18 protein-coding genes, 1 other RNA gene and 1 pseudogene are annotated in these 25,641 nt (G+C 70.7%); 9 read left to right on the top strand and 11 right to left on the bottom strand.

Going from position 1 to position 25,641, the window contains the following annotated elements:
- Positions 1 to 125 precede the first annotated feature (125 nt).
- Positions 126 to 1,092: pseudogene (locus OG883_RS27050) on the bottom strand (LysR family transcriptional regulator).
- Between the two features lie 85 nt (positions 1,093 to 1,177).
- Between OG883_RS27050 and OG883_RS27055 the strand changes: the two are divergent.
- Together OG883_RS27055 and OG883_RS27060 are read left to right on the top strand one after the other, a co-directional pair.
- The gene (locus OG883_RS27055; RefSeq protein WP_266545768.1) at positions 1,178 to 2,566 is read left to right on the top strand and encodes an MFS transporter; all 1,389 of its coding nucleotides are present in this window, start codon (positions 1,178 to 1,180) and stop codon (positions 2,564 to 2,566) included.
- A gap of 97 nt (positions 2,567 to 2,663) precedes the next feature.
- Positions 2,664 to 3,089, top strand: coding sequence for a hypothetical protein (locus tag OG883_RS27060; protein ID WP_266545771.1), 426 nt, complete (start codon positions 2,664 to 2,666; stop codon positions 3,087 to 3,089).
- A gap of 63 nt (positions 3,090 to 3,152) precedes the next feature.
- Here OG883_RS27060 and ssrA read toward each other — a convergent pair.
- From ssrA to ftsE, 5 genes are all read right to left on the bottom strand, one after another.
- Positions 3,153 to 3,539: a transfer-messenger RNA gene (gene ssrA, locus OG883_RS27065) on the bottom strand.
- Between the two features lie 105 nt (positions 3,540 to 3,644).
- Positions 3,645 to 4,124: an SsrA-binding protein SmpB gene (gene smpB, locus OG883_RS27070; RefSeq protein WP_266545774.1), complete on the bottom strand. Its 480-nt coding sequence runs from the start codon at positions 4,122 to 4,124 to the stop codon at positions 3,645 to 3,647.
- Positions 4,125 to 4,142: 18 nt separating this feature from the next.
- Positions 4,143 to 5,300, bottom strand: coding sequence for a S41 family peptidase (locus tag OG883_RS27075; protein ID WP_266545776.1), 1,158 nt, complete (start codon positions 5,298 to 5,300; stop codon positions 4,143 to 4,145).
- Between the two features lie 67 nt (positions 5,301 to 5,367).
- Positions 5,368 to 6,285: a permease-like cell division protein FtsX gene (gene ftsX / locus OG883_RS27080; protein WP_266545779.1), complete on the bottom strand. Its 918-nt coding sequence runs from the start codon at positions 6,283 to 6,285 to the stop codon at positions 5,368 to 5,370.
- A 32-nt stretch (positions 6,286 to 6,317) separates the two neighbouring features.
- Entirely contained in the window at positions 6,318 to 7,007 is a 690-nt protein-coding gene (ftsE, locus tag OG883_RS27085) for a cell division ATP-binding protein FtsE (protein WP_266545782.1), read from the bottom strand.
- A gap of 249 nt (positions 7,008 to 7,256) precedes the next feature.
- On the opposite strand from ftsE, the gene OG883_RS27090 reads away from it, so the two are divergent.
- Positions 7,257 to 7,451 carry a hypothetical protein gene (locus OG883_RS27090; RefSeq protein WP_266545785.1) on the top strand — a complete coding sequence of 65 codons (195 nt, stop codon included), beginning with the start codon at positions 7,257 to 7,259 and terminating at the stop codon, positions 7,449 to 7,451.
- A 93-nt stretch (positions 7,452 to 7,544) separates the two neighbouring features.
- Here the strand turns inward: OG883_RS27090 and OG883_RS27095 are convergent, their stop codons facing one another.
- The 4 genes from OG883_RS27095 to OG883_RS27110 all read right to left on the bottom strand — a co-directional run bounded on the left by OG883_RS27095 (position 7,545) and on the right by OG883_RS27110 (position 12,797).
- Positions 7,545 to 8,240, bottom strand: a complete 696-nt coding sequence (locus OG883_RS27095) for a hypothetical protein (protein WP_266545788.1) — start codon at positions 8,238 to 8,240, stop codon at positions 7,545 to 7,547.
- Between the two features lie 350 nt (positions 8,241 to 8,590).
- On the bottom strand, positions 8,591 to 9,697 hold the full coding sequence (prfB, locus tag OG883_RS27100; RefSeq protein ID WP_266545799.1) for a peptide chain release factor 2: 1,107 nt from the start codon (positions 9,695 to 9,697) through the stop codon (positions 8,591 to 8,593).
- Between the two features lie 38 nt (positions 9,698 to 9,735).
- On the bottom strand, positions 9,736 to 11,007 hold the full coding sequence (locus OG883_RS27105; RefSeq protein WP_266545801.1) for a serine/threonine-protein kinase: 1,272 nt from the start codon (positions 11,005 to 11,007) through the stop codon (positions 9,736 to 9,738).
- A gap of 131 nt (positions 11,008 to 11,138) precedes the next feature.
- Complete coding sequence (locus OG883_RS27110; protein WP_266545803.1) at positions 11,139 to 12,797, bottom strand: serine/threonine-protein kinase; 1,659 nt, start codon at positions 12,795 to 12,797, stop codon at positions 11,139 to 11,141.
- A gap of 488 nt (positions 12,798 to 13,285) precedes the next feature.
- Between OG883_RS27110 and OG883_RS27115 the strand changes: the two genes are divergently transcribed.
- From OG883_RS27115 to OG883_RS27140, 6 genes are all read left to right on the top strand, one after another.
- Positions 13,286 to 16,609 (top strand): FtsK/SpoIIIE domain-containing protein, encoded by a 3,324-nt coding sequence (locus tag OG883_RS27115; protein ID WP_266545806.1) that lies wholly within the window; start codon positions 13,286 to 13,288, stop codon positions 16,607 to 16,609.
- 206 nt (positions 16,610 to 16,815) lie between these two features.
- Positions 16,816 to 18,177, top strand: coding sequence for an ABC transporter substrate-binding protein (locus OG883_RS27120; protein ID WP_266545808.1), 1,362 nt, complete (start codon positions 16,816 to 16,818; stop codon positions 18,175 to 18,177).
- A gap of 70 nt (positions 18,178 to 18,247) precedes the next feature.
- On the top strand, positions 18,248 to 19,531 hold the full coding sequence (locus OG883_RS27125; protein WP_266545811.1) for a carbohydrate ABC transporter permease: 1,284 nt from the start codon (positions 18,248 to 18,250) through the stop codon (positions 19,529 to 19,531).
- Positions 19,528 to 20,409: a carbohydrate ABC transporter permease gene (locus OG883_RS27130; RefSeq protein ID WP_266545814.1), complete on the top strand. Its 882-nt coding sequence runs from the start codon at positions 19,528 to 19,530 to the stop codon at positions 20,407 to 20,409. Before OG883_RS27125 ends, OG883_RS27130 begins: the two co-directional genes overlap by 4 nt.
- Before the next feature lie 153 nt (positions 20,410 to 20,562).
- A complete protein-coding gene (locus tag OG883_RS27135; protein WP_266545817.1) occupies positions 20,563 to 22,827 on the top strand; it encodes a bifunctional glycosyltransferase family 2 protein/CDP-glycerol:glycerophosphate glycerophosphotransferase in 2,265 nt (754 codons plus the stop codon).
- 48 nt (positions 22,828 to 22,875) lie between these two features.
- On the top strand, positions 22,876 to 25,155 hold the full coding sequence (locus OG883_RS27140) for a bifunctional glycosyltransferase family 2 protein/CDP-glycerol:glycerophosphate glycerophosphotransferase (protein ID WP_266545820.1): 2,280 nt from the start codon (positions 22,876 to 22,878) through the stop codon (positions 25,153 to 25,155).
- A 79-nt stretch (positions 25,156 to 25,234) separates the two neighbouring features.
- Here the strand turns inward: OG883_RS27140 and OG883_RS27145 are convergent, their stop codons facing one another.
- A complete protein-coding gene (locus OG883_RS27145; protein ID WP_266545823.1) occupies positions 25,235 to 25,609 on the bottom strand; it encodes a hypothetical protein in 375 nt (124 codons plus the stop codon).
- Positions 25,610 to 25,641 lie beyond the last annotated feature (32 nt).

Genomic DNA, 25,641 nt, shown 5'->3' on the forward strand with positions numbered 1-25,641 from the left:
TTCGACTGCGCGCAAGAGTGACTGGATACCGCCCGACCGGATCCCCAACCAAGCCGAACGTCCTCTAACCCCACCGCACCCGAGCAACGAATGTAGCGCACGCCGATGGCACCCGCGCTCCTGTGTCAGTGGTTGTCACACATCAGCGACATGTCACATTCCGGCAACCATGCGGATGGGTCACGTTCCAGCCACCTCTCCTGCACAGCGAGTTCGGACGCCGCTGCTCGCAGCGCCTCCACTCCCGGATGCCGCATCCCTTTGCGCCACACCATCGAGAGCGGTGACAGCGGTACGGGATCGACGATCGGGCGCAGCACGGTGTCCGGCATCGCCGGAAAGTCCACCACGACCAGAACCGGGTTGCGCGTCTTGGCCATGACCCTCCGGAACTCCTCGAAGCCCACCGCGACGGGCGCGGGCGGCGCGACGTCCATCCCCCGCCCGGCGAAGAGCCGCCGCGCCAGATCCGTCCACTCCAGGGTCCGCGGATTGCCCGCACCGGCATATACGGACTCGCCCGCGAGCGCGTTCAACGGGATGTGCGTAAGCCTCCCGAGCGGATGGTCGTGCGGCAGCAGTACCGCCATCGGCTCGTACCGCACGGGCTGGTGGGACAGCAGGGCGCGCACGGCGGGTTCGATCCCGGCGAAACGCCCGAAGGAGACATCGAGCCGCCCGGCGACGATCTCGGCGGCCGCGCCGGTCAGCCCGCTCTCGAAACGGGCCATCAGCTCGCACTCCGGAGCGAGCTCACGCGCCCGCGCCAGCACCCGGCCGGACGCCATGCCCTCGCTGTTGAGGTCGACCAGGAGCGGCCGAGAAGCTCCCGAGGCGGGCGGCCACGAGCTCGTCCTGGGCCTGGAGCGCCCGCCGGGCGTACGGCACCAGCCGCTCGCCGTCGGCCGTGAGGGTCACCTGCCGGGTGGTCCGTACGAACAGCTCGACGCCCAGCTCCCTCTCCAGTCGGCGGATGTCGCGGCTGAGGGCCTGCTGCGCGACATACAGCCGGGCGGCGGCACGGGTGAAGTGCAGCTCGTCGGCGACGGCGACGAAGGCGCGGAGGAGCCGGGGGTCGATGTCCTGGGGCACGCCCCCGAATTTACAACACAGGTGCGTAAATGGCGCCGGAGCAGGTGTTGGACCGTGCGAGGACTCCCCTGCGACGGTTTGACCCATGCCGCATTCACCCCACTCGACGCACACCACTGCCGCCGACGCCTGCGGCGGGCCTGTTCCCCACCCCGCCCCTTCCCGAGGTCCTCGGTCGCCCGACCGGCCGGAAATTCAAGCCCCTCCGGCGATCGAGGCGGGTGTCTCCCCACGCACGTCGGAGCGCAGGGGGAGCGCCCCGGGGCGGAACCCCGGCAGGTCCGGCGCCCTCGCCCCCTACCGTCAGCTCTTCGAGCCGCGAGGCGCCTGGGCCTTCACCGCCGGCAACCTCCTCGCCCGTCTCCCGATGGGCATGTTCAGCGTGAGCGCCATCATCATGATCGCCGGGTCGCGCGGCTCGTACGCCCTCGCCGGAGCGGTCACCGCGACCGGTCTCGCCGTCACCGCGCTGGTCGCGCCGTGGACCGCGCGGCTCGTGGACCGGCACGGGCAGGCCCGTATCGCCGTGCCCGCCACGGCGCTCGCCGCGCTCGGCTCGCTGGCGCTGCTGCTGTGCGTACGCTTCGACGCGCCGGACTGGACGCTGTTCGCCGCGTACGCCGCGACCGCCACCACCCCCAACACCGGCGGCATGTCCCGGGCTCGCTGGACCCATCTCCACAAGGGCGACCCGGCCGTCCTGCACACCGCGAACTCCTTCGAACAGGCCGCCGACGAGCTGTGCTTCATGCTCGGGCCGGTGCTCGCGGCGTTCCTGTGCTCCGCGCTCTTCCCGGAGGCGGGCACCCTGACCGGCGCGATACTTCTGCTGACCGGCGTGCTGATCTTCGCGGCCCAGCGCTCCACGGAGCCGCCCGTCGCCCCCCGTGCGGCGGGCACGGCCGCCCGCTCCCTCCTCCGTACGCCCCCGATGGCCGGCCTGCTTGCCACCTTCCTCGCCACGGGCGCGGTGTTCGGGTCGATGGAGGTCGTCACGATCGCCTTCGCGGACGACCGTGGACACGCCAGTGCCGGGGGCGCGGTGCTCGCACTCCAGGCGGCGGGATCGGGCATGGCGGGTCTGGCGTACGGCAGGATCCGCCCGGCCGGCAGCCTCACGCGCCGTCTGCTGATCTGCGTCGCCACGATGACCGCGCTGATGTCCCTGCCGCTACTGGCCGCCACCACGGGTTCGCTGGTCGCCGTCGCCGGTGCCCTGCTCATCGCGGGCATGGCAACGGCCCCGACCATGGTCACCGGCATGACCCTGATCCAGCGCCTCACCCCTGAGGGCCGGCTGAACGAGGGCATGACGCTCGCGGTCACCGCGCTGCTGGGCGGCATAGCGGCCGGCGCGGCAATGGGCGGCTGGACGGTGGAGCACGCGAGCACGGCGTATGGATACCTGGTGCCCGTCTCGGCCGCCGCCACCGCACTGCTGCTCTCGGCGGCGGCAAGGGCCCGGCTGTCCTGAAACCGCTGCCCACCCCCGGGCGGATACGGCTGCGGCCAGGACGGTACGCTGCACCGCCCCCGAAGCGGGGGCGTGTATTCCGCTCAGGGGAGGGCCCATGGCCATCAAGAAGGCAACCATCCAGCAGCAGGTGGCCACCGCCATCGCAGAGACCAACCCGGCCGACCGGCCGATTGTCACCATCCAGGCCGTCGCAGGCCCCAGCGTGTGGCTGATGAGCATGCTCGGCCTGATAGGCCAGGCCTTTCTGACGTACTACTTCATCACCGTGACCGAGCAGGCCGTGGTCGTCCACAAGGCGGGCCGGATGAGCAACCGTCCGCAGGAGATCGCCTTCGCCCTGCCGCCGGCCCAGGTCGTGGGCATGGTCGACGACATCAGGCGCAACACCATCTGGAGCTCGTTCCACCTCCAGCTGCCCGGCAGGCCGCAGCCGACCCGGATGAACGTGCACCGTATGTGGCGTACCGAGATGGACCACATGCTCGGCCTGCTCGCCCCCGGATACCAGCCGACGGCCTGACCGGCGGGGAACACGACAAAGGCCCGGCTGTCGAAACAGCCGGGCCTTCGCCTCACATGGGAATTGTGGAGATGGCGGGAATCGAACCCGCGTCCAACGGTGCAGAACCAGGGCTTCTCCGAGCGCAGTTCGCTGCGATTTTCTCGGCCCCGGAGATCACACGAACAAGTCTCCGACGGGCTCAGTCACTGTTTGGTTTCCCTCTCGACCCCGTGACCGGGTCTAGAGGTTTAGTTCCCTAGTTGATGCCAGGATCCGGGTCGGGAACAGCCCCGGGCTGACACTCCGCAGAGTCTTCGCTAGCTGCTTATTAGGCAGCGAGGGCGAAGGCGGAGGAATCGCGCTTAGAAGTGGCGATTATTGTTTGCGACATATGGTTAACGAGATCATTGTCGCTTCCTCGGCTCGCTTCCCCTGCTTCGACATCCGCTGTCGAAACCGATCATCCCCATGTTGATTTTTCAAGGTGGTACCCACACCCCGTGGGGTGCGGTTGCCATCGTACGTGACCAACGCACGACGTGGCCAGCGCATTCCTGACCGGCAGGCCGGGCCTCAGGCCCGCTGCCGCCGCTTCGCCGCCGCGACCGCCCGGTCCGTCTCGCGCCTGTCCTGCTTCTCCCGCAGCGTCTGCCGCTTGTCGTACTCCTTCTTGCCCTTCGCCAGTGCGATCTCGACCTTGGCACGGCCGTCCTTGAAGTACAGGGACAGCGGCACGATCGTGTGACCCGCCTCCTGCGTCTTCGACTCGAGCTTGTCGATCTCCACCCGGTGCATCAGCAGCTTCCGCTTCCGCCGCGCGCTGTGGTTGGTCCACGTCCCCTGGCTGTACTCGGGGATGTGCACGTTGTGCAGCCACGCCTCGTTACCGTCGATCTGGACGAAGCCGTCCGCCAGCGAGGCCCGCCCCTGACGCAGCGACTTCACCTCGGTACCCGTCAGCACGAGACCGCACTCGTAGGTGTCGAGGATGAGGTAGTCGTGCCGCGCCTTCTTGTTCTGCGCGATCATCTTGCGCCCTGTTTCCTTAGCCATAGTGCGGTCATTTTCGCACTACGACCCACCTCCGAGGCCACCCAATACTGTCTGCGCCCGTTCCTCGGCCTTTTCGCTCGTGGCGAGGTCCGGCGCGATGCCCCGCCCGTCGACGCTGTGACCGGACGGAGTGCGGTAGTGGCCGACAGTCAGCTCCGCGACCGAACCGTCCGGGAGCCGGCTGGGCATCTGGACCGAACCCTTGCCGAAGGTGCGCGAGCCGACCGTGATCGCGCGGCCGCGGTCCTTGAGCGCCCCGGTGACCAGCTCGGCGGCGCTCATGGTGCCCGCGTCGACGAGCGCGACGACGGGCCGGTCGGTGTCGCCGCCGGGCTCGGCGTACAGCGCGCGCTGCTCGCCCCGCACGTCGTAGGTGGCGACCAGGCCGCCGTCCAGAAAGGCGGAGGCGGCGGTGACGGCCTCGGTGACCAGGCCGCCGGCGTTGCCCCGCAGGTCGAGCAGGACGCCGACGCCCGCCGGGGCGTCCCGTACCGCGTCCCGTACCTGCCGTCCCGAGCCCTTGGTGAAGGAGGCGACCCTGATCATGACCGCCCCGCCGTCGAGGCGGTCGACGGTGACGGCCTCGGTGGTCAGCCGGGCGCGGCGCAGGTTCTGGGTCCAGGTGCGGCCGGCCCGCTCGAGGCCCAGGGCGACGCTCGTACGATCCCCGCCGCGCAGCAGGGCCACGACCTCGGTGACGGGCCGCTTGTCGACCTGGCGGCCGTCGATCGTACGGAGCCGGTCGCCGGTCCGGATGCCCGCCCTGTCGGCGGGGCCGCCGGGCTGGACCCTGGCCACCTCGACGTGCCCGTCGCCCCTGCGTCTCGCCCAGAGACCGACACCGGTGTACTCGCCGTCGAGGGCCTGCTCGAACTCCTCGTACTCACGCGGGTCGTACACCGCGCCCCAGCGGTCCCCGCTGCGGCTGACGACCTCCTCGGCCGCTGCCGTACCGGACTTTCCGTCGGCCATCGCCTCGGCGGCGGCACGGGCGACAGCTTCCTTGTCGGCGGTTGCACCGGCGACGCGGGCGGACAGCGGGCGGGGGGTGTTCTCCTCGTCGTGCGGCAGAGCGTGGGTGGCGGCCGCGGTGGCGAGGACGGTCGCAAAGACCAACGTCAGGGCCGCCCCGCGGCGAATGCGGCGGGGCCGAGGACAGAACTCCGGGCCCGGCATGGCGCCCACTCTAGGACAAGCAAAGGGCGCCGTACGGCCGTTGGCCGTACGGCGCCCGGGACGCGCGTCACACCTTGAGGTACTTGCGCAATGCGACGAAAGCGGCCATGGCAGGCATCAACAGCCCGATCGCGATCACCAGCGGCAGCTTGGTGATCACCGCGTCCCAGCCGATGAAATTGACCAGCTGCATCTTCTCGGAGAGCGCCAGACCGTGGTCGATCAGGAAATACCTGCCCACCAGCAGCATTCCCGAGGCGACCACGCCGCCGAGCAGACCGGCGAAGGCGGCTTCCATGATGAACGGCATCTGGATGTAGAAGCTGGACGCTCCGACCAGCCGCATGATGCCGGTCTCACGCCTGCGGCTGAACGCCGAGACGCGCACCGTGTTGACGATCAGCATCAGCGCAATCACCAGCATCAGCGCCATCACGAAGAGCGCGGCAACATTCATGCCGTTCATCAGGGAGAAGAGGTTCTCCAGGATGTTGCGCTGGTCCTGGACGGACTGCACGCCGTCCCGGCCGGCGAAGGCGGTCGCCACGACCTTGTACTTCTCGGGGTCGTCGAGCTTGACGCGGAACGACTCCTGCATCTGGTCCGGGGTGATGGTGGAGGCGATGGGCGTGTCGCCGTACTGCTCCCGGTAGTGCTTGTACGCCTGGTCGGCCGTCTCGTGATGGACGGTGTCGACCACGTCCATCTTCTTGAGATCGCCTTCGATCTGCTCTTTCTGCTGGGCGGTGACAGCGCCCTTGGCGCACTTGGGAGAGGTCGCCGCGTCGTTCTTGTTGCAGAGGAAGATCGAGACGTTGACCTTGTCGTACCAGAAGTCCTTCATCGTGCTGACCTGCTCGCGCATGAGCAGCGCACCGCCGAACAGGGCGAGTGAGAGGGCTACGGAAACGATGACGGCGAAGGTCATCGTGAGATTGCGGCGGAGACCGACGCCGATCTCCGACAGGACGAACTGGGCGCGCATGGCGTGCTTTCAGCCTTTCAGTCTGTACGGGCTCAGTGCTGGTAGCCGTAGACGCCGCGTGCCTGGTCGCGTACGAGACGGCCCTTCTCGAGCTCGATGACGCGCTTGCGCATCTGGTCGACGATGTTCTGGTCGTGCGTCGCCATGATCACGGTGGTGCCGGTCCGGTTGATCCGGTCCAGCAGCTTCATGATGCCGACGGAGGTCTGCGGGTCCAGGTTGCCGGTCGGCTCGTCCGCGATCAGCAGCATGGGGCGGTTGACGAAGGCCCGCGCGATCGCGACGCGCTGCTGCTCACCACCGGAGAGCTCGCCGGGCATCCGGTCCTCCTTGCCGCCGAGGCCGACGAGGTCGAGGACCTGGGGCACGGCCTTGCGGATCTCACCGCGCGGCTTGCCGATGACCTCCTGCGCGAAGGCCACGTTCTCGGCGACGGTCTTGTTGGGGAGGAGGCGGAAGTCCTGGAAGACCGTGCCGAGCTGGCGGCGCATCTGCGGCACCTTCCAGTTGGACAGCCGGGCCAGGTCCTTGCCGAGGACGTGGACCATGCCCTGGCTGGCGCGCTCCTCGCGCAGCACCAGTCGCAGAAAGGTCGACTTGCCGGAACCGGACGAGCCCACGAGGAAGACGAACTCCCCCTTCTCGATCTCGAGAGAGACGTCGCGCAGGGCAGGGCGGTTCTGCTTGGGGTAGCTCTTGGAGACGTTGTCGAATCGGATCACGGGTGCACCACGGTCGGCCGGGAGTAGGTGTGCGTGACCTTACGCGAACCCGACTGGCGCGCGCAGTCGGCGTCCGGGGTTGCGTCTTTTGTCCGGTCCCTGAACGGGTTAATCCGGCGGGGCGCGCCGAAACGCGCGCGAGCTGGCACAGTGGTAGGGGAACAGTTGCGTTTCCCTGGGCGTTGTCGGGAGAGAACTGTGCTTACGGTCCGCATCTGCGGCTACCGGCGCGCGGGAGGAGGAGAGCGCATGACCTATGACCGATTGGTGTGCGCCAACTGCGCGGCCCCTGTCAATCAGGGCCGCTGCCCGGTCTGCCGGGCCAACCGCGCGCGGCTGCAGCAGGAGGGCCCCCTGGCCGGACTGAGCCCGGTGGCACTGCTGGCCCTGCTGGTGGTGCTGATAGCGGCAGTGGCACTGCTGGCGGCTCACCAGACCGCGTAGAACGAACACACGTGAAGGAGGGCCCCGGGTGCTGGCGCACCCGGGGCCCTCCTTCACGTGCTGTGTCGCTGTTGCGATCGCTTGCGCTGTCGCTTAGGCGACGGTGCGACCGCCACCGACGAGACGCGGCAGCATACGGAAGCCGATGCCACCGGCGATCATCGTCGCGGCACCGATCAGCAGGAAGGTGGTCTCGGCGGCGCCGGTCTCCGCCAGCTCCTCCTTGGCCTTGCCCTGCTCGACCGGCTTGGAGCCGGCGCTGTCGGTGTCGGTGTTGTCCGCGCACTCGGCGCCGTCGAGGTCGACGGTGCAGGTGCCGACGTCGCCGTCGGCGTCGTTGTCATTGCCGCCGGCACCGTTACCGGGGTCGGTCGGGTCCGGGTCCTCGGTCGGGTCCGTGGGGTCCGGGTCCTCGGTCGGGTCCGTCGGCTTGTCCGTCGGCTTGCCGGTCGGCTTGTCCGTCGGCTTGCCCGTGGGCTTGTCCGTCGGCTTGCCGGTCGGCTTGTCCGTGGGAACGACCGTCGGAACGTCGGTCGGCTTGTCCGTGGGAACGACCGTCGGCGTCGGAATGACCGTGGGAACGTCCGTGGGAATGATGGTGGGATCGTCGTTGATGCCGATACCGGCGTCGATGCCGGTCTCGTCGGCGTTGGCCGAGACCCCGAGGGGACCCACGTTGATGTCGACACCAACGGCCTGGGCCGCGCCCGCGGCGGTCAAGGACGCGCCGGCGGCAATCACGGCACCGGCAGCTATTCGCGCGACGCGGATCCGCGTCTTCTTCGTCATCTGGCTGCTACCCCCAGTAGCTATCTCGTCAATGGAGCAGCGTCCGGGGCAGCTTCGCCGGAGGTGTAGTTCTGCGCCCCCGTTCACACGCGCCCCAGAGATACGCATGCCGCGCGTCAGCTTTCCCAGTTTTTGCAACAGCGTCAAGGCGGTTGCGCGCGCGATGTCCGCTCTTGGGGCTCTTGCCTGACCTGCGGGGATGCAACTGTGACATAAAACGGAACTGCCGCCCCCGGGGCGGCAGTTCCCTTGTCGACAAAGCGCTTGTTACTTCTCCTGCTGCTTCCGCCGGCGGACGCCCGCTTCGAGGCTGTGCCGGCTGTTCCTCTCGCAGGGCATCGGCAACCGCTCTACTTCTCCTGCTGCTTCCGCCAGCGGACGCCCGCTTCGAGGAATCCGTCGATCTCGCCGTCGAGCACCGCCTGCGGGTTGCCCACTTCGAAGTCCGTACGCAGGTCCTTGACCATCTGGTACGGGTGCAGGACGTACGAACGCATCTGGTTTCCCCAGGAGTTGCCGCCGTCGCCCTTGAGGGCGTCCATCTTGGCCTGCTCCTCCTGGCGGCGGCGCTCCAGCAGCTTCGCCTGCAGGACGTTCATCGCGCTCGCCTTGTTCTGGATCTGGGAGCGCTCGTTCTGGCAGGAGACGACGATGCCGGTCGGAATGTGCGTCAGACGCACTGCGGAGTCAGTGGTGTTGACGCCCTGACCGCCGGGGCCGGATGCACGGTACACATCCACCCGCAGCTCGGTCTCGTCGATCTCGATGTGGTCCGTCTTCTCGACGACGGGGAGCACCTCGACACCCGCGAAGGAGGTCTGACGGCGGCCCTGGTTGTCGAAGGGCGAGATACGCACGAGACGGTGCGTGCCCTGCTCGACGGAGAGCGTGCCGTAGGCGTACGGCGCCTTGACCACGAAGGTCGTCGACTTGATACCGGCCTCTTCGGCGTACGACGTCTCGTAGATCTCGCTGGAGTATCCGTGCCGCTCGGCCCAGCGCAGATACATGCGCTGCAGGCGCTCGGCGAAGTCGGAGGCGTCGACGCCTCCGGCCTCGGCGCGGATGTTGACCAGCGCCTCGCGCTGGTCGTACTCGCCGGACAGGAGCGTGCGGACTTCCATCTCGTCCAGCGCCTTGCGGACGGCGACGAGCTCGGACTCGGCCTCGGCCTGGGTGTCCGCGTCGTCCTCGGCCTCGGCGAGCTCGAAGAGCACGCTCAGGTCGTCGATCCGATTGCGGAGCGCCTCGGTCTTGCGGAGCTCGGCCTGGAGGTGCGAGAGCTTGCTGGTGATCTTCTGCGCCGCATCCGGGTCGTCCCACAGGGACGGGGCCGCGGCCTGCTCCTCGAGCACGGCAATGTCTGCCCTCATCCTGTCGAGGTCCAGGACGGCCTCGATCGACCCCATGGTCGAGGAGAGGGACTTCAGCTCTTCGGATACATCGACGACTGCCACGGGTCCAGCGTAACGGCTGGGCGCGACACCCCGACCCCCTAGGGTTCCGCGGGTACCGACTGCTTCGAGTCCTGAGGGGGTACCGCCGGCTCGGCGTCGCCCACTGCCAGCCAGCCGCCGACGCCCACCGCCACCGCCAGGACCAGTGCCGCAGCCCCCAGGGTGATGCGGCGCTTACGGACCGCATCCGACCTGTGGCGGGCCGAGCCCGGTCGGCGCTGGCCCGGGCTGCGGGGGGCGCGGGCCGTGCCGCGGGCGCCGCCCGCGAGCTCGTCGGGGGCCGGGACGCGCATCGAGGTGTGGGTGTCGCGGTTGGAGTCCGCGGGGGCGGCGCCGGGGACGAGCGGGACGGCTCCGCGGCGGCGGGGTTCCTCCGGGGTGGCGTGCACCACGTCTTCGTACGGCTCCGCGGGCGGCTCGGCGTCGGGTTCGTCGACGTCCAGAGGCGGCATGCCCGCGAGGAGCGGGAGCAGGTCGTGGAGGCGGGTGGCCAGCTCGGAGGCGCGCAGCCGGGAGGCGGGGGCCTTGGCCAGGCACTGGACGAGCAGCTGCCAGAGCTCGTCGGGGATGCCCGGGAGGGGGACCACGGTCTCGGTGACATGACGGCGCAGGACCGCGCCGGGGTGGCCGCCGCCGAAGGGTGTGAAGCCCGCGAGGAGCTCGTACAGGACGGTGGCGAGGGCATAGATGTCGACCGCGGCCCGCGGCGGCAGGCCCTCGACGATCTCGGGGGCGATGTAGTCGGGCGTACCGATGATTCCCGAGGGGCTCGGCGGGGCTCCGCCCGTGGGGCGCAGCGCCTTGGTACGGCGGGGGGTGTCGATCAGCTTGGCGACGCCGAAGTCGGTGAGCAGTGCCGGGTGGGATCCGGCGGGACCGAGCGGGCCCTCCATGTCGAGCAGGATGTTCTCCGGCTTGACGTCGCGGTGGACGACTCCGGCGGCGTGGGCCGCCGCGAGGCCGTCCGCGACGTCCGCGATGATCGCGACCGCGGCTTCGGGAGCGAGGCGGCGCTCCCGGTCGAGGCGGGTGCGCAGATCGGTGCCGCGGACGAGGTCCATGACCAGCGCGAGGTCGTTGCCGTCGACGACGAGGTCGCGGACGCCCACGACCTTGGGGTGGTCGAGTCCGAGCAGGGCAGTGCGCTCCTGGACGAAGCGTCCGACCAGGTCCTGGTCGGAGGCGAGGTCCTCACGGAGAAGTTTGATCGCGACGGGGCCTTCGGGGCCCTCGCCGAGCCACACCGTGCCGGCGCTCCCCCGCCCCAGGATCTGGTGGGCCGTGTACCGGCTGCCGATATTCCGTGCCAAGACTGCTCCCTCAGCGGCTGGCGTTGCCCATAAAGTACGCGGGCATCGGGGGGCTGTGTGCCCCGGATGGCGCCAACCTTCACTTCTGCGGGGTAAATCGGCCCGCAGAAGTCGACAAAACTACTCAGTCGCTACTGTCCGGCGCCGGGGTCGGAACCGGTCTTGTCCGGTTCCGAGCCGCCGAGGTCCGAGACCCACTTCGTCACCTTGGAGATGGCGTCGCCGATCGCGTCCCAGTAGCTCTGGCCCTGCGCGACCCAGTCCTGGAGGAACAGCTCCCAGGCCAGCCAGCCCGCGCCGACCAGGATCAGGAGCGTGAACAGGCAGCCCTTGAGGCAGCCGAGTCCCGGGATCCGCATCGGGTTGGAGCTGCGCCGGCGCGGCTCCCGGGGCTGGCGCGGCGCGGGCTGCTGGGGCGGCGGCTGCTGCGGGGGCGCGTACTGCTGACGCTGCGGCGGCTGCGGACGGTACTGCTGAGGCTGCTGACGGTACTGCTGGGGCTGCGGCGCGTACTGCTGCTGTTGCGGGTGCGGCTGCTGAGGACGCTGCTGCTGGGGGCGCTGCTGCGGCTGCTGCGGCTGCTGCGGGCGCTGCGGGCGGCGGCGCAGCGGGTCCTGGCTCGGGTCGAGGTACTGGACCTGCGTCTGCTCATTGCGGTCGCGCGCCGCCTGGAGCTGGGACTGCCAGGGGTGCGGGTCCTCCGGCGGCGGGCCCTGCGGCACGGGCGGCATGACCGAGGTCGGGTCGCCTGCGCCCCCGGGGCCGCCGGTCTGCGGCATGACGCTGGTCGCGGCTGCGGGGTCGTACGAACCGGCGTTGCTCGGCAGCACCTGCGTCGGGTCGGCAGCGCCCGGGTCCTGCGGAACCTGAGCCGGCGAGGGATCGGGCGCGAGCAGCGCGGCGACCCCCAGGGCGGCATCGACCTGCGCGGGCGTGGAGTGCACACCGACACCGGCCGCGACGGTACGCAGGGCACGGGCGAGGTTCTCGGCGCTGGGCCGCTGGTCCGGGTTCTTGCGCAGACAGCGCTCTATGACCGTCCACAGCGGCTCGGGGACGGTGGTGGGGCGGCGGGGCTCCTCGCTGAGGTGGCGGTGGAGCACCTCGAGCGCCGTGCCGCCCGAGAACGGGGGCCGGCCGGTGACCAGCTCGTACAGCAGGATGCCCGCGCCGTAGATGTCGACGGCGGAGGTCTGCGGGCGGCCCTCGGCGGACTCCGGCGCGACATAGGCCGGCGTACCGACGAATTCGTGGGTACGGGTCAGGCCCGGGGAGTCCGCCAGGCGCGCGATACCGAAGTCGGTCAGCATCGGATGCATCTGGCCGTCGGCGTCGTTCTTGAGGAGAACGTTCGCGGGCTTGAGGTCGCGGTGGACCACGCCGTCGGCGTGGCTGGCGGCCAGCGCGTCCGCGATCTGCGCGGTGAGCAGTGAGGCGGCGACCGGGGTGAACGGGCCGTTGTCACGGAGGTAGCGGTGCAGGTCGGGGCCGTCGATCAGGTCCATGACGAGGGCGAGGAGATCCCCCTCGACGACCAGGTCGCGGGTGCGCACGATGTTCGGGTGGGTGAGGCGGAGCAGGACGGAGCGCTCGCGCAGGAAGCGCATCACCACATCCGCGTCGTTCGCGAGCTCCTCCTTGAGGACCTTGATCGCGACGGTCTCGCCGGGCTCGCCCGCCACGGCCGCCTCGGCGCCCGCGGCCTCCCGCTGGCGCGCTCGCCAGACGGTGCCCGTGGCTCCGCGCCCGAGGGGCTCCTCGAGGAGGTACTTGCTGCCTACCGGCCGCACGTCATGCGCTCCCTGCTGATCGTGGTCCTTGCATGGTCCCGGGCCATGTGACCCCGCCCGGGTGTCCGACCCACTTTAGTGCCGCCCCATGGGGCAACGGCCGGTCGTCTTCGGTTCCTGCGTCAGTTCCTGCGTCGGTTCCTGTGTCCGGCACGCCTCCCCGGTGGTGGTCCGAGGAAAGACGCGGGCATCGTACGGATGGTTGCCGAGCGGCTGTGCCGTGCACGTCACAGCCGTTCCGGATCAGACCCCAACCAGGCATTTTTACGTCCAGAGCCGACCAATCAAGATCACTTACCGGTGGTAGCCGGGCGTGTTGTCAGTAGCAGGTGCGAGGATGCCCTCAGCACGCAGTCGTACGCGGGTCTCCTTCGGCGCGCCAGCGCTCAGGGGGAGGTAGTCCTGCGTCTCGTGCCGACCTGCCGGGTGGGGGCATCACGGGCGGTTCCCCTGCCGGGTACCCCGCGCAGAAGGGATTGCTGACGGCGATGCAGATCCGGCTGACCGTCCTTGCGCCGCGCGGCGGGCAATCCGCGGCCGCGGGACACACCTCCGCGGGACGCGCCTGCGACGTGCTGATCACCGCGCCTGCCGGGACGGCGCTGGCCGCCGTGGCCTCCGGCCTGGCAGCGGCGGTCTCCGGGCCGGAGGCCTCGGGTTCCGTCGTGCTGTACGCCGGCCGGGAGCGGCTCGACACTCAGCGCCGCACCCTGGGCGAGCCGCCGCTGGTGGACGGCGCGGTGCTCTCCCTCCAGGTCCCCGGCGAGGACGAGACGCCCGGCGCCGACGCCTCGGCCCAGCTGCATGTGGTGGCCGGGCCGGACGCGGGCGGGGTCCATCTGCTGCACGGCGGCCGGATCAGGATCGGCCGTTCCGCCGACGCGGACGTCCCCATGGACGACCCCGATGTCTCGCGGCTGCACTGCGAGGTCACGGTCGCCGAGGACGGCCGGGTCACGGTCGCGGACCTCGGCTCGACGAACGGCACCACCCTGGACGGCGCGGCCGTGGGAGCGCGCCCGGTCCGGCTGCCCGCGGGTGCTCTGCTGCGGCTGGGCGAGTCCACGCTCCGGGTCACCCCGGGCGACAGGACCCCGGCCCTTGCCACGACGCCGGACGGCGAGGGCCATCTGCGGGTGACCCGGGAGGACGCGGACGGGTCCGGTCCCGGCGGAGCGGCTCGTGACGGGTCCGGTCCCGCGGGCGGGCAGGAGGCCGCCGGGCCGGCCGCGCCCCGACCGAGAGTCCCCACCCAGTACGACCCCACCGCCCCCGCGGCCCCCACGAGCCGCGGCCGCGGTGACGCCGGGACGCTGTACACGTACGGCTCCGAGGACGACCCGGCGCGCGACGCAGCCCACGGCGCGGCGCACGGCCCGCTGCACGGCGACACCGTTCACTCCAGGACGGCCGATGCCCGGGACGAGTACCAGCAGACCCACGGGACCCACCGGATCCCCGGCACCTCCGAAACGCCCGAGGCCCACAGCCGTACCGCCGCGGCCCGCACACCGCGCCAGGGCACCCCGGCCGACGGTACCTCCGTGCCCGAGAGCTTCACCCGCAGACGCGGCATAGGCGCCTGGGCGCGGCGGCTCGCCGGAGGCCGCGAGGAGCCCGCCCCCGCAGCCGGCACCCCGCGTCCCGGGCCCCGCGTTCCGGACGCGGCGCCCGTCGCCGAGAGCTGGCCGGATCCCGCCGCGGTACTGCTGACCGCGCTCGGCCCCGGGCCCCGGCTCTGGGAGCGGGACCCCAGGCACCCCGAATCCCTCGTCCTGAGGCTGGGCACGACCGAACGCGCCGAGCTCCCCTCCGTACCGGTCACCGTCGGCCTGCTGGAGGCCGGGTCGCTCGGGCTGGCCGGACCCAGGGCGCGCCTGGCCGGCCTCGCCAGGTCAGCCGTGGCCCAGCTCGCCGCACTGCACTCGCCCGTCGATCTGGAGATAGTGCTGATCAGCGCGGACCGGGCGCGCAGCCTGGCAGAGCGCAGGGCCGAGTGGGCCTGGCTCGGCTGGCTGCCGCATCTGCGCCCGGCCCACGGCCAGGACTGCCGGCTGCTCCTCGCCTACGACCGGGACCAGGCCACCGCCCGCGGCACCGAGCTCACCCGCAGGCTGGACGACGGCCCGCTCGGTCCCGGCTGGCCCAGCGCCGACCGCAGGGCCGTCACCGACGCCGCCGCGCGGTACGAAGGGCCGCGCACGGTCGTCATCGTCGACGGGGACCCGGGCTCGGCCGCGCTGCGCGAGACCACCGCCCGGCTGGCCGGAGCGGGTTCCGCCGCCGGAATCCATCTGATCTGTCTGGCCGAGACCCCGGCCGCCTCGCCTCTCTCGCCGGTCGCCGCCACGTACGAGACGGCCTGCGCGGCCTCGCTCGCCTTCCGTGAGTGCGGGGCGGTCGCCCTGCTGAGCGGCGATGTGGCGACCGCGCTGCGCCTGATGCGTACGGCCGGCGGTCAGCCCGCCGGGCACGGCACGGTCGGTGCGGTGGACGCGGTCTCGGCGGCCTGGGCGGAACGGTTCGGGCGCGCGCTCGCGCCGCTGCGCGCCGAGGGCACCGGCACGCACCGGGGCCGGGCGGTGGCGCTGCCCCGCTCCGCACGGCTGCTCGACGAGCTGGGGCTGGCCCGTGCCACACCCGCCTCCCTGATGGCGCGCTGGGCCTCGGCCGGCGACGGCACCGCGGTACTCGGCTCGTCTTCGCGCGGCCCGCTCGCCGTCGATCTGTCCGAGGAGGGCCCGCATCTGCTGATCGACGGCCCGCCGGGCAGCGGTCGTACGGAGCTGCTGCGCTCCGTCGCGGCCTCGCTGGCCGCCGCCGGCCGCCCGGACCGGCTCGGTCTGCTGCTGGTCGACGGAGCGGGCGGCGAGCGCGGCGAGGGACTGACCGCCTGTACCGAACTGCCCCATGTCACCGAGTACTTGGTGGCCTCGGACCCGGTCAGGATGCGGGCGTTCGCGCAGGCACTGGGGGCCGAGCTGAAGCGGCGGTCCGAGCTGCTGGCCGGCCTGGGCTTCGCCGAGTGGCACACCCAGCGCGAGGTGGCGGACCGGATGGCCGGCCAGCGTTCGCCCGGCGCAGAATCGGGCCGGCGACCGCCCGGTGCCGAATCGGGTCAGCGTTCATCCGGTGCCGAGTCGGGTCAGCGTTCGCCCGGTGCCGCCGAGTCGGGCCGGCGCCCGGTGAGCGCCGCCGAGCAGCGCGGCGACCTCGACTCCCCCGCCAGCGGGACGCTCCGGCTGCGCCCCGGCGGGCGGACGAAGGCGGAGGCGCCTGCCCCGCTCCCCCGGCTCGTGGTGCTGGTCGACGACTTCGACGCCCTGGTCGCTCCGGCGCTCGGCAGCCCCGGGAGGCCCGCGGCCGGTTCTGTCGTACGCGCCCTGGAGGCCGTGGTCAGGGACGGCGAGCGGCTCGGCGTCCATCTCGTGGCGACCTCCGCGCGCCCCGACCGCACGGCCGACACGGAGCTGGCCCACTCGGCCCGGCTGCGGGTCGTGCTGGACGCGCCGCCCGCCTCTCCCGGCCCGGACGATCCGGCACCGGGGCGGGGCAGGCTCGGGCATCCGGACGGCCGGGTGACCCCGTTCCAGGGCGGCCGGGTGACCGGACGCATTCCGCGTACGGCGACCTTGCGTCCCACTGTGGTCCTGCTCGAGTGGGAGCGGATGGGCGATCCGCCCACCCGTCGCCCCGTTCGCGAACTGGGCAATGGGCCAACGGACTTGGCGCTGTTGGCCAGCGCGCTGGAGCGAGCTGCCCGGTCGGTGGACGCCGCGCCGCTGCCGCCGCTCACTCCCGCCCACCCCTGACTCGCGGCCCAGTTGCACCATTTGACAGGACATCACGTCACAAGGCCATCACGAAAGGCCGATTGACGCCTGGTGCGGTATTGCGACACCTGGGTACCGGGCGTACACCTGTCGGTCACGGGACAAGGCACAGGGCACAGGACACAGGACACAGGGCACAGCAACAGGACAAGGCACGGTACGCGCACGGGAGAGACGGGGCAGTGATGCGCACAACTCTTCGTACGGGCAGGGCCGCAGTGGTGTTCGCCGCCATCGGCGCCTTAGCCCTCGTCGGCTGCGGCGGCGACAAGGACAACGACAATCCGGACGACGCCGAGAGCAAGGGCAAGGATTCCGCGGCGTCGGTCCAACTGCCCAAGCTGGACGGCGAGAAGATCGAGGTCGCCGCCGTCTGGAGCGGCCCCGAGCAGGAGAACTTCACCAAGGTCCTCAAGGAGTTCGAGAAGCGCACCGGGGCCACGGTCACCTTCGTCCCCGCGCAGGACCCCATCGTCAACTTCCTCGGTACGAAGATCGCGGGCGGCAGCCCGCCGGACGTGGCGATGCTGCCGCAGGTCGGGGCGATCCAGCAGGCCGTGGAGCGCAAGTGGGCCAAGCCCGTCGGAGCCGAGGCCAAGGCGGAGCTGGCGAAGAACTACTCCATGGGCTGGCAGAAGCTCGGCGCCGTGGACGGCACGCAGTACGGCGTGTACTACAAGGCCGCGAACAAGTCCCTGATCTGGTACAACAACGCCGCCTTCCAGAACGCCGGGGCGCAGGAGCCGAAGACCTGGAAGGACTTCCTGTCGACGGCGGAGACGATCTCCGCGTCCGGCGTCACCCCGGTCTCGGTCGCCGGTGCGGACGGCTGGACGCTCACCGACTGGTTCGAGAACATCTATCTCTCCCAGGCGGGCCCGGAGAAGTACGACCAGCTGGCCCAGCACAAGATCAAGTGGACCGACCCGTCCGTGAAGGCCGCGCTGACCACGCTCGGCCAGCTCTTCGGCAAGCCGGCTCTCATCGCGGGCGGCGCGGACGGCGCGCTCCAGACCGAGTTCCCCGCGTCGGTCACCCAGACCTTCAGCGGCGGCGACCAGCCCAAGGGCGCGATGGTCTTCGAGGGCGACTTCGTCACGGTCAACATCGCCCAGACCGAGGCCGGGATCGGCACCGACGCGAAGGTGTTCCCGTTCCCCGCGGTCGGCGCCGAGCCGCCGGTGGTGACGGGCGGAGACGCGGCCGTTGCCCTGAAGGACTCCAAGGGCGCACAGGCGCTGCTGACCTTCCTCGCCTCCCCGGACGCCGCCAGAATCTCGGCCGCGTCGGGCGGGTTCATCTCTCCGAACAAGTCACTGGACCTGTCCGCGTACCCCAACGACGTCCAGCGCGACATCGCCAAGGCGCTGATCGCGGCGGGCGACGACTTCCGCTTCGACATGTCGGACCAGATGCCGCAGTCGTTCGGCGGTACGCCCGGCAAGGGCGAGTGGAAGGCTCTCCAGGACTTCCTGAAGAACCCCAAGGACGTCGCCGGGGCCCAGCAGAAGCTGGAGTCGGACGCGGCCAAGGCGTACAAGAGCTGACGCGGTGACCCCCGCAGCGACAGCGGGGGGCTCGGCAGGTCCGAAGCCCCCCGCCGGCAAGCGCAAGAGCGTGACAGGCACACGTAAAAGCATCGCGGCCGGCTTTCTGCTGCCCGCGCTGGTGCTGCTGGGCGCGCTCGTGGTCTACCCCATCGGGTACTCGCTCTACCGGTCCTTCTTCGACCAGGCGGGCAGCGGCTTCGCCGGACTCGACAACTACAAGGAGATATTCACCGAGGCCACCATCCTGACCGCCGTCAAGAACAACGCGGTCTGGGTGGTGGTCGCGCCGACCGTCTCGACGGCCCTCGGCCTGATCTTCGCCGTGCTGACCGAACGGGTCCGCTGGGGCACGGCGTTCAAGCTGCTCGTCTTCATGCCGATGGCGATCTCGATGCTCGCCGCGGGCATCATCTTCCGGCTGGTGTACGAGCAGGACCCGGAGCGCGGCGTCGCCAACGCGGTGTGGGTGGGCGTCCACGACACCTTCGCCGAGTCGGCCGGCTTTCCCAAGGCGCACCCCCTGCCCGTGCATCCGCTGAAGGCCGGGGGCGGCGGGTCCTTCATCACCAAGGAACCGGTCACCGCGGGCGCGCGGGTCCAGCTCCCGCTGGTCGGTGTGGCGCCCGCGAAGATGCCGTCCGACGCCGGGCCCGCGAAGGCGGCGCAGCCGGAGGACGGGAAGATCACCGGCACCGCCTGGCTGGACTTCACCAAGGGCGGTGGCGGCAGGCCCAACTCCATCGACGCCAAGGAGCTCGGCCTCAAGGGCATCGAGGTGGAGGCGGTCAAGGACGGCAAGGTCGTCGCCTCCGCACGCGCCGGAGCGGACGGCAGGTTCACGCTGCCGGCATCCGCGGAGGGCGCCCGGCTCCGGCTGCCCGCCGACAACTTCCGCGAGCCGTACAACGGCGTCAACTGGCTGGGCCCCTCCCTCGTCACCCCGGCGATCATCGGCAGTTACGTATGGATGTGGGCGGGCTTCGCGATGGTGCTGATCGCCGCGGGCCTGGCGAGCGTGCCGCGTGAACTCCTCGAAGCCGCACGGGTGGACGGCGCGAACGAGTGGCAGGTCTTCCGCAAGATCACGGTCCCGCTCCTGGCGCCCGTCCTGGCGGTGGTCCTGGTCACCCTCATGATCAATGTGCTGAAGATCTTCGACCTGGTCTTCATCATCGCGCCGGGCTCGTCCTACGACGACGCCAACGTCCTGGCGCTCCAGCTCTACCGCTCCTCGTTCGGCACGGACGCCGACCTCGGAGTGGGCAGCGCCATCGCCGTACTCCTGCTGCTGCTGGTGCTCCCGGTGATGTTCCTCAACATCCGCCGGATGCGAAGGGAGGCCCGCCGATGACCACGACCGACGGTGTGGTGAAGGCGAAGCAGTCCCTCCCCGCACGTATCGCCACCCGCGCCAGTGGTGGCGTGATGCGCGTCTTTCTCGTTCTGGTCGGACTGTTCTGGCTGATGCCGACTCTCGGGCTGCTGCTCTCCTCGCTCCGCGGCTCCAGCGACATCGGCGAGAGCGGCTGGTGGAAGGTGTTCACCGCCCCCGCCCAGCTCACCACCGACAACTACCAGCGCCTTCTGGAGAACGAGGCGATCACCGACTCCCTGTTCTCCACCGTGATGATCACCGTCCCGGCCACCGTGCTGGTGGTGGTGATCGGCGCGTTCGCCGGATACGCCTTCGCCTGGATGGAGTTCCCCGGCCGCGACTGGTGGTTCATGGCGGTCGTCGGCCTGCTGGTGGTCCCGGTCCAGGTCGCACTCGTGCCCGTCTCCAAGCTGTTCGGCCAGATCGGCATCTTCGAGACGACGATCGGCGTGGTCCTCTTCCATGTCGCCTTCGGTCTCCCCTTCGCGATCTTCCTGCTGCGGAACTTCTTCGCGGAGATCCCGCGGGAGCTGCTGGAAGCCGCGCGGCTCGACGGGGCGGGCGAGATACGGCTGTTCACGCGGGTCGTGATGCCCTTGGGCGGCCCGGCGATCGCCTCGCTGGGCATCTTCCAGTTCCTCTGGGTCTGGAACGACATGCTCGTCGCGCTGATCTTCGCGGACTCCGAGAGCGCACCGATCACGGTCGCACTCCAGCGCCAGGTAAGGCAGTTCGGCAACAACATCGATGTGCTGGCGCCCGGCGCCTTCGTCTCGATGGTGATCCCGCTCGCCGTCTTCTTCGCCTTCCAGCGCCAGTTCGTCACCGGAGTCATGGCGGGAGCCGTCAAGTGACGTACAGCTGAGTCACCTTGGGGAGGACGGCCCGGTTACCCCGCAACCGGGCCGTCTTCCGTCGTTTGTCCCCCGTATGCCACGGGCGGCGTAACCAGGTCACCCCATTGGACGTTCTCGGGCCATCTGCCCGCGCCGACCCATGGATGTGCCGTGCCCCGGTTCAGCGTCATCGTGCCCGCGTTCAAGGTCCAGGCGTACTTGCATGAATGCCTGGATTCGGTGCTGACCCAGACGTACGACGATCTCGAACTGATCGCCGTCGACGACTGTTCACCGGACGCCTGCGGTTCGATCATCGACGAGGTCGCGGCCCGCGACCAGCGCGTCCAAGCCGTTCATCTCCCCGAGAACGCGGGTCTGGGCCCGGCACGCAACGCCGGTCTCGCGCGCGCGAGCGGCGACTACGTGATCTTCCTGGACGGCGACGACACCCTGGTTCCCGGCGCGCTGCGGGCCATGGCCGACCGGCTCAAGGAGACGGACACCCCCGACGTCCTGGTCTACGACTACGCCCGCACGTACTGGACGGGCGAGGTCGTACCCAACCAGTTCGCCGCCCAGCTCACCGAACAGGGTCCCCCGGCCTTTCGGCTCACCGACCGCCCCGGCCTGCTGAAGCTGCTCATGGTGGTCTGGAACAAGGCGTACAAGCGGGAGTTCATCGAACGCGAGGGCTTCGCCTTCCCGCCCGGCTACTACGAGGACACCCCCTGGACCTATCCGGCCCTGCTGGCGGCCTCCTCCATCACCACCCTGGACCGGGTGTGCGTGCACTACCGCCAGCGCCGCCAGGGCGGCAACATCCTCGCCACCACCAGCCGCAAGCACTTCGACATCTTCGACCAGTACGACCGGGTGTTCGCCTTTCTCGCCGACCGGCCCGCGCTCGCGCACTGGAAGCCCGTCCTCTTCCGCCGGATGATCGACCACTTCTCGACGCTGGCCACCACCAGGGGCCGGCTGCCGCGCGGCAGCCGCGCCGAGTTCTTCCGCCGCGCCCGTGCCCACTGCCGCCGCTACCGCGCCCCCGGCGCCGCCCCCGGCCTGCGCGCCCGGCTGCGGCACTCGCTGATCCGGCTCGGCTGCCACCGCACCTACCGTGCCCTGTGGAGCACCGATCTGCTGCGCGCCCGGGCCCGCCGGACCGCCGGGGCGGGCCTGCGGGTGCTGCGTGCCGGGGCTCTGCGGCTGCACTACCGCATCCAGCTGCGTCTCCCTGTCCGCAAGAACCTCGCGGTCTTCTCGGCGTACTGGAACCGCGGCTACTCCTGCAACCCGGCCGCGATCGAGGCGAAGGTCCGCGAACTCGCCCCGCACATCCGCACCGCCTGGATCTCCGACGCCGCGCACCACCACACCGTCCCCGCCGCCACCCGCCGGCTGCACCCCGGCACCTTCGGCTACTGGACGGCACTCGCCCGCGCCGGATACCTGGTCAACAACGTCAACTTCGACCGCAGACTGGTCAAGCGGCCCGGCCAGATCATGCTCCAGACGCACCACGGCACCCCGCTCAAGACCATGGGTCTCGACCTCCAGGAGCACCCCGCGGCCGGCGGCTCCATGGACTTCGCCCAGCTGCTGGCCAACGCCGACAAGTGGGACTACTCCCTCTCCGCCAACCGCCACTCCACCCTGGTGTGGGAAAGGGTCTACCCGTCGGCGTGCACCACGCTCGAGTACGGATATCCGCGCAACGACGTTTTCCAGCGCGCCACCACCGAGGACGTCGCCCGGCTGCGCGCCTCGCTCTCCATCCCCGAGGGCAGCGTCGCCGTCCTGTACGCACCCACCCACCGCGACTACCGCCGCACCCAGCGCGCCGGCCTCGACCTGGAACGGCTCGCCGCGGCGCTCGGCCCCCGCTTCGTCCTGCTCACCCGCGCCCACTACTTCAGTGACACACCCCTGACCGGCGAGGCCCTGCCCCGCATCGTGGACGTCTCCGGCCACCACTCGGTCGAGTCCCTCTGCCTCGCCTCGGACGCGCTCCTCACCGACTACTCGTCCCTGATGTTCGACTACGCCAACCTCGACCGGCCGATCGTCGTCCACACCGACGACTGGGAGGCGTACGAGGCAGCGCGCGGCACCTACTTCGACGTGCGCGACTTCCCGCCGGGCGCGGTCGCCGCCACCGAGGACGAGCTGATCGACGTCTTCACCTCCGGCCACTGGCGCGGCTCCCGCTCCGCCCAGCTGCGGGCGGCGTTCCGCAAGCAGTTCTGTCTGTACGACGACGGGCAGGCGGCCGAGCGCGTGGTGCGCCGGGTCTTCCTGAACGAGACGGCGGGACTGCCGGCCTTCCTCCCGTCGCAGGAGCGCACCCCGGCGCCGGCCGCCGCCGTACACATCCCGCACCAGCCGGAGGCCCCGCAGATCCCGGCTGGACGCGTCCCGGTCCACCACGCCTGAACCCCGGTCAGGCCGAGCCAGAGAGAAGGAGCGCGAGAAAGAGTGCCTATGCCCCGCCTCAGCATCATCGTCCCTGTCCGTCGTGTGCGCGGGAGCCTGCGCGAGTGCCTGGAATCGGTGCTCTCACAGTCCTTCACCGACCTCGAGGTCATCGGGGTCGCCGACGGATCGCCGGACGGCTCGGGGCAGTTGCTCGACGAGATCGCCGCCGGCGATGCCCGCGTCCGCGCCGTCCATCTGGCGGACCCCGCGGGCTCCGACAGCCGCCGCACGGCCGGTGCGGAGCGGGCCACGGGCGACTATCTGCTGTTCCTGGAGGGCACCTATGTCCTGCTGCCCGGTGCCCTGCAGCGCATCGCCGACCGGCTGGCCGACGCCAAGGACCCGGACGTGCTGCTCTACGGGCATCTGCGTACGCCCTTCCGCGGTATTCCGCAGCCCACGCACTCCCTCCAGCTGCTGACCGAGTTCGGCGACGGGGAGGTGTGCACCCTTGCGGACCGTCCCGAACTGCTCGGGGTCGCCGCCGTCTGCTGGAACCGTGCCGTGCGCCGCGACTTCCACCTCGCCGGGCAGGTGTCCTTCGCGCCCGGCCAGTACGGCGACCAGATGTACGCCCTGGGCACGCTCGCCCGGGCCGGGTCGATCGCCGCGCTGCCCGTCCCCTGTGTGGAGCACCGCCAGATGCGCCAGCTCCCGGAGCTCGTCGAGCCGGAGGAGGACGTCTCCCCCGCCGATGTCGTCGAGCAGTTCAGCGAGCTCTTCGGGGCCCTGCGGACCTCACCGCGCTTCGCCGGCGTACACGCCCCGCTCTTCACCCTGGCCTCCAAGCAGCTGCTGGAGCTGTACGCCAAGGTGTCCCGGCGCCGGCGCCGCTATGTGCGCGCGGTGGCCGACTTCCACCGCGACCAGCGCCCGCAGGGCCATCGCACGCCCGGTGGCAGGGCGGGTATCCGGCTGGGGCTGCTGTCCCGCGGCCGGGGGGCCGCGCTCGCGGGCCTCGATGCCGTACTGGCCACCCGGCGCGGCCTGCTGGCAGCCGTCCTCGCGGGCCGCGAGCGGGCGGCGCGCAGGCTCTCCCCGCTCTACTACCGGCTCCAGCGGCTGCGGCCCCTCGACCGCAGGCTCGCCGTCTACACCGCTTACTGGAACCGCGGTGTGAGCTGCAATCCCGCGGCGATCCACCGCAAGGCGGCCGAGCTGGCGCCCGGCATCCGCGGGGTCTGGGTGGTGTCGCCGAAGGCGGCGGCCGAGCTGCCGCCCGGCATCGACCACGTCCTGCCGGGATCCCGCCGCTACTGGGCGGTGATGGCCCGGGCCACGTACTTCATCAGCAATGTGAACTTCCCCAACCAGGTGGTCAAACGGCGCGGCCAGGTCCATGTGATGACGCACCACGGCACACCGCTGAAGGTGATGGGGGTGGGCCAGTACCAGTACCCCGCGGCGGCGCAGGGGCTCAACTTCAAGGATCTGCTGCACCGGGTCGACCGCTGGGATGTGAGCCTGTCGTCCAATCCGCATTCCACGGAGGTCTGGTCGCGGGCCTATCCGAGTGCCGCACGGCACCTGGAGACGGGTTATCCGCGCAATGACGTCTTCACCACCGCGACACCGGACGAGATCAGGGCGATCCGCACCGGACTCGGCATCCGCCCGGGGCAGCGCGCGGTTCTGTACGCCCCGACCTTCCGCGACTACGAGCGGACCTTCACCTGCCGAATCGACCTGGAGCGGCTCAGCCGGGAACTGGGCGAGGACACCGTGCTCCTGATCCGGTCGCACTACTTCCACGACGGCAGCGGGCTCGGTGCGCGCGCCTCACTCCCCGGCCTCATCGACGTCTCCGGTCATCCGAGCACCGAGGAGCTGTGCCTGGCCGCGGACGCCCTGATCACCGACTACTCGTCCGTGATGTTCGACTACGCCAACCTCGACCGGCCCATCGTGGTGCACGCCCCCGACTGGGAGACCTACCGGGCGGTGCGCGGCGTCTGCTTCGATCTGCTCTCGGGCGCGCCCGGCGACACCCCGGGCGCCGTGACGCGTACGACGGACGATCTCGTACGGGTCTTCTCGGACGGCACCTGGAACAGTGCGGACAACCGCGAGCTGCGGGCCGCCTTCCGCTCCCGGTTCTGTGCCTTCGACGACGGCCGGGCCGCCGAGCGGGTCGTGCGCCATGTGCTGCTCGGCGAGAGCACGATGCTCCCGGTGGTGCCGCCGGACGAGCGCAGCCCCGTCGCCGTACCGCGCCAGGCGGATGCCGGCTCGGCCCCGGACGACGCCCCGCAGCCCGCCCCGCAGCCCGCCCCGCACCTGGCCTGATCCGGCCACCGCACGCGTCCGGGCGGACTTCGCCTCGAAGAAGTCCGCCCGGATGTGCGCTGCCCAACTGCCCGGCTGTTCAGCCCTGTTGGCCCGCCATCACGGTGACCAGGCCGGCCACCACCATCAGCGAGCCGCCCCAGGTCCACATGGAGGTCCGCTCGTGCAGAACCGTCGAGGACGCCAGCACGATCAGCAGGTACCCGAGAGCGTTGACGGGGTAGGCGATGTTGAGCGGCACCTGGGCGAGGGTCGCCATCCAGGCCACCGCGGAGATCGCGAAGACGGCGAGCCCGAGGACGACCCAGGGGGTGGTCGCGGCCCGCATCGCGATCGATCCGTCGCTGTGTTCCGCGGCGGTGGCCGCGGACCGCATGCCGTGCTTCAACATGATCTGGCCCGCCGCCGACGACAGGACCGCGAAGAGCAGCAGCATCAGACTGGGCAGCGTCAAGATACGCCTCCTGGTGGGGAGTTCGGGCTTGA

The organism is Streptomyces sp. NBC_01142 (assembly GCF_026341125.1).
GTDB lineage: Bacteria > Actinomycetota > Actinomycetes > Streptomycetales > Streptomycetaceae > Streptomyces.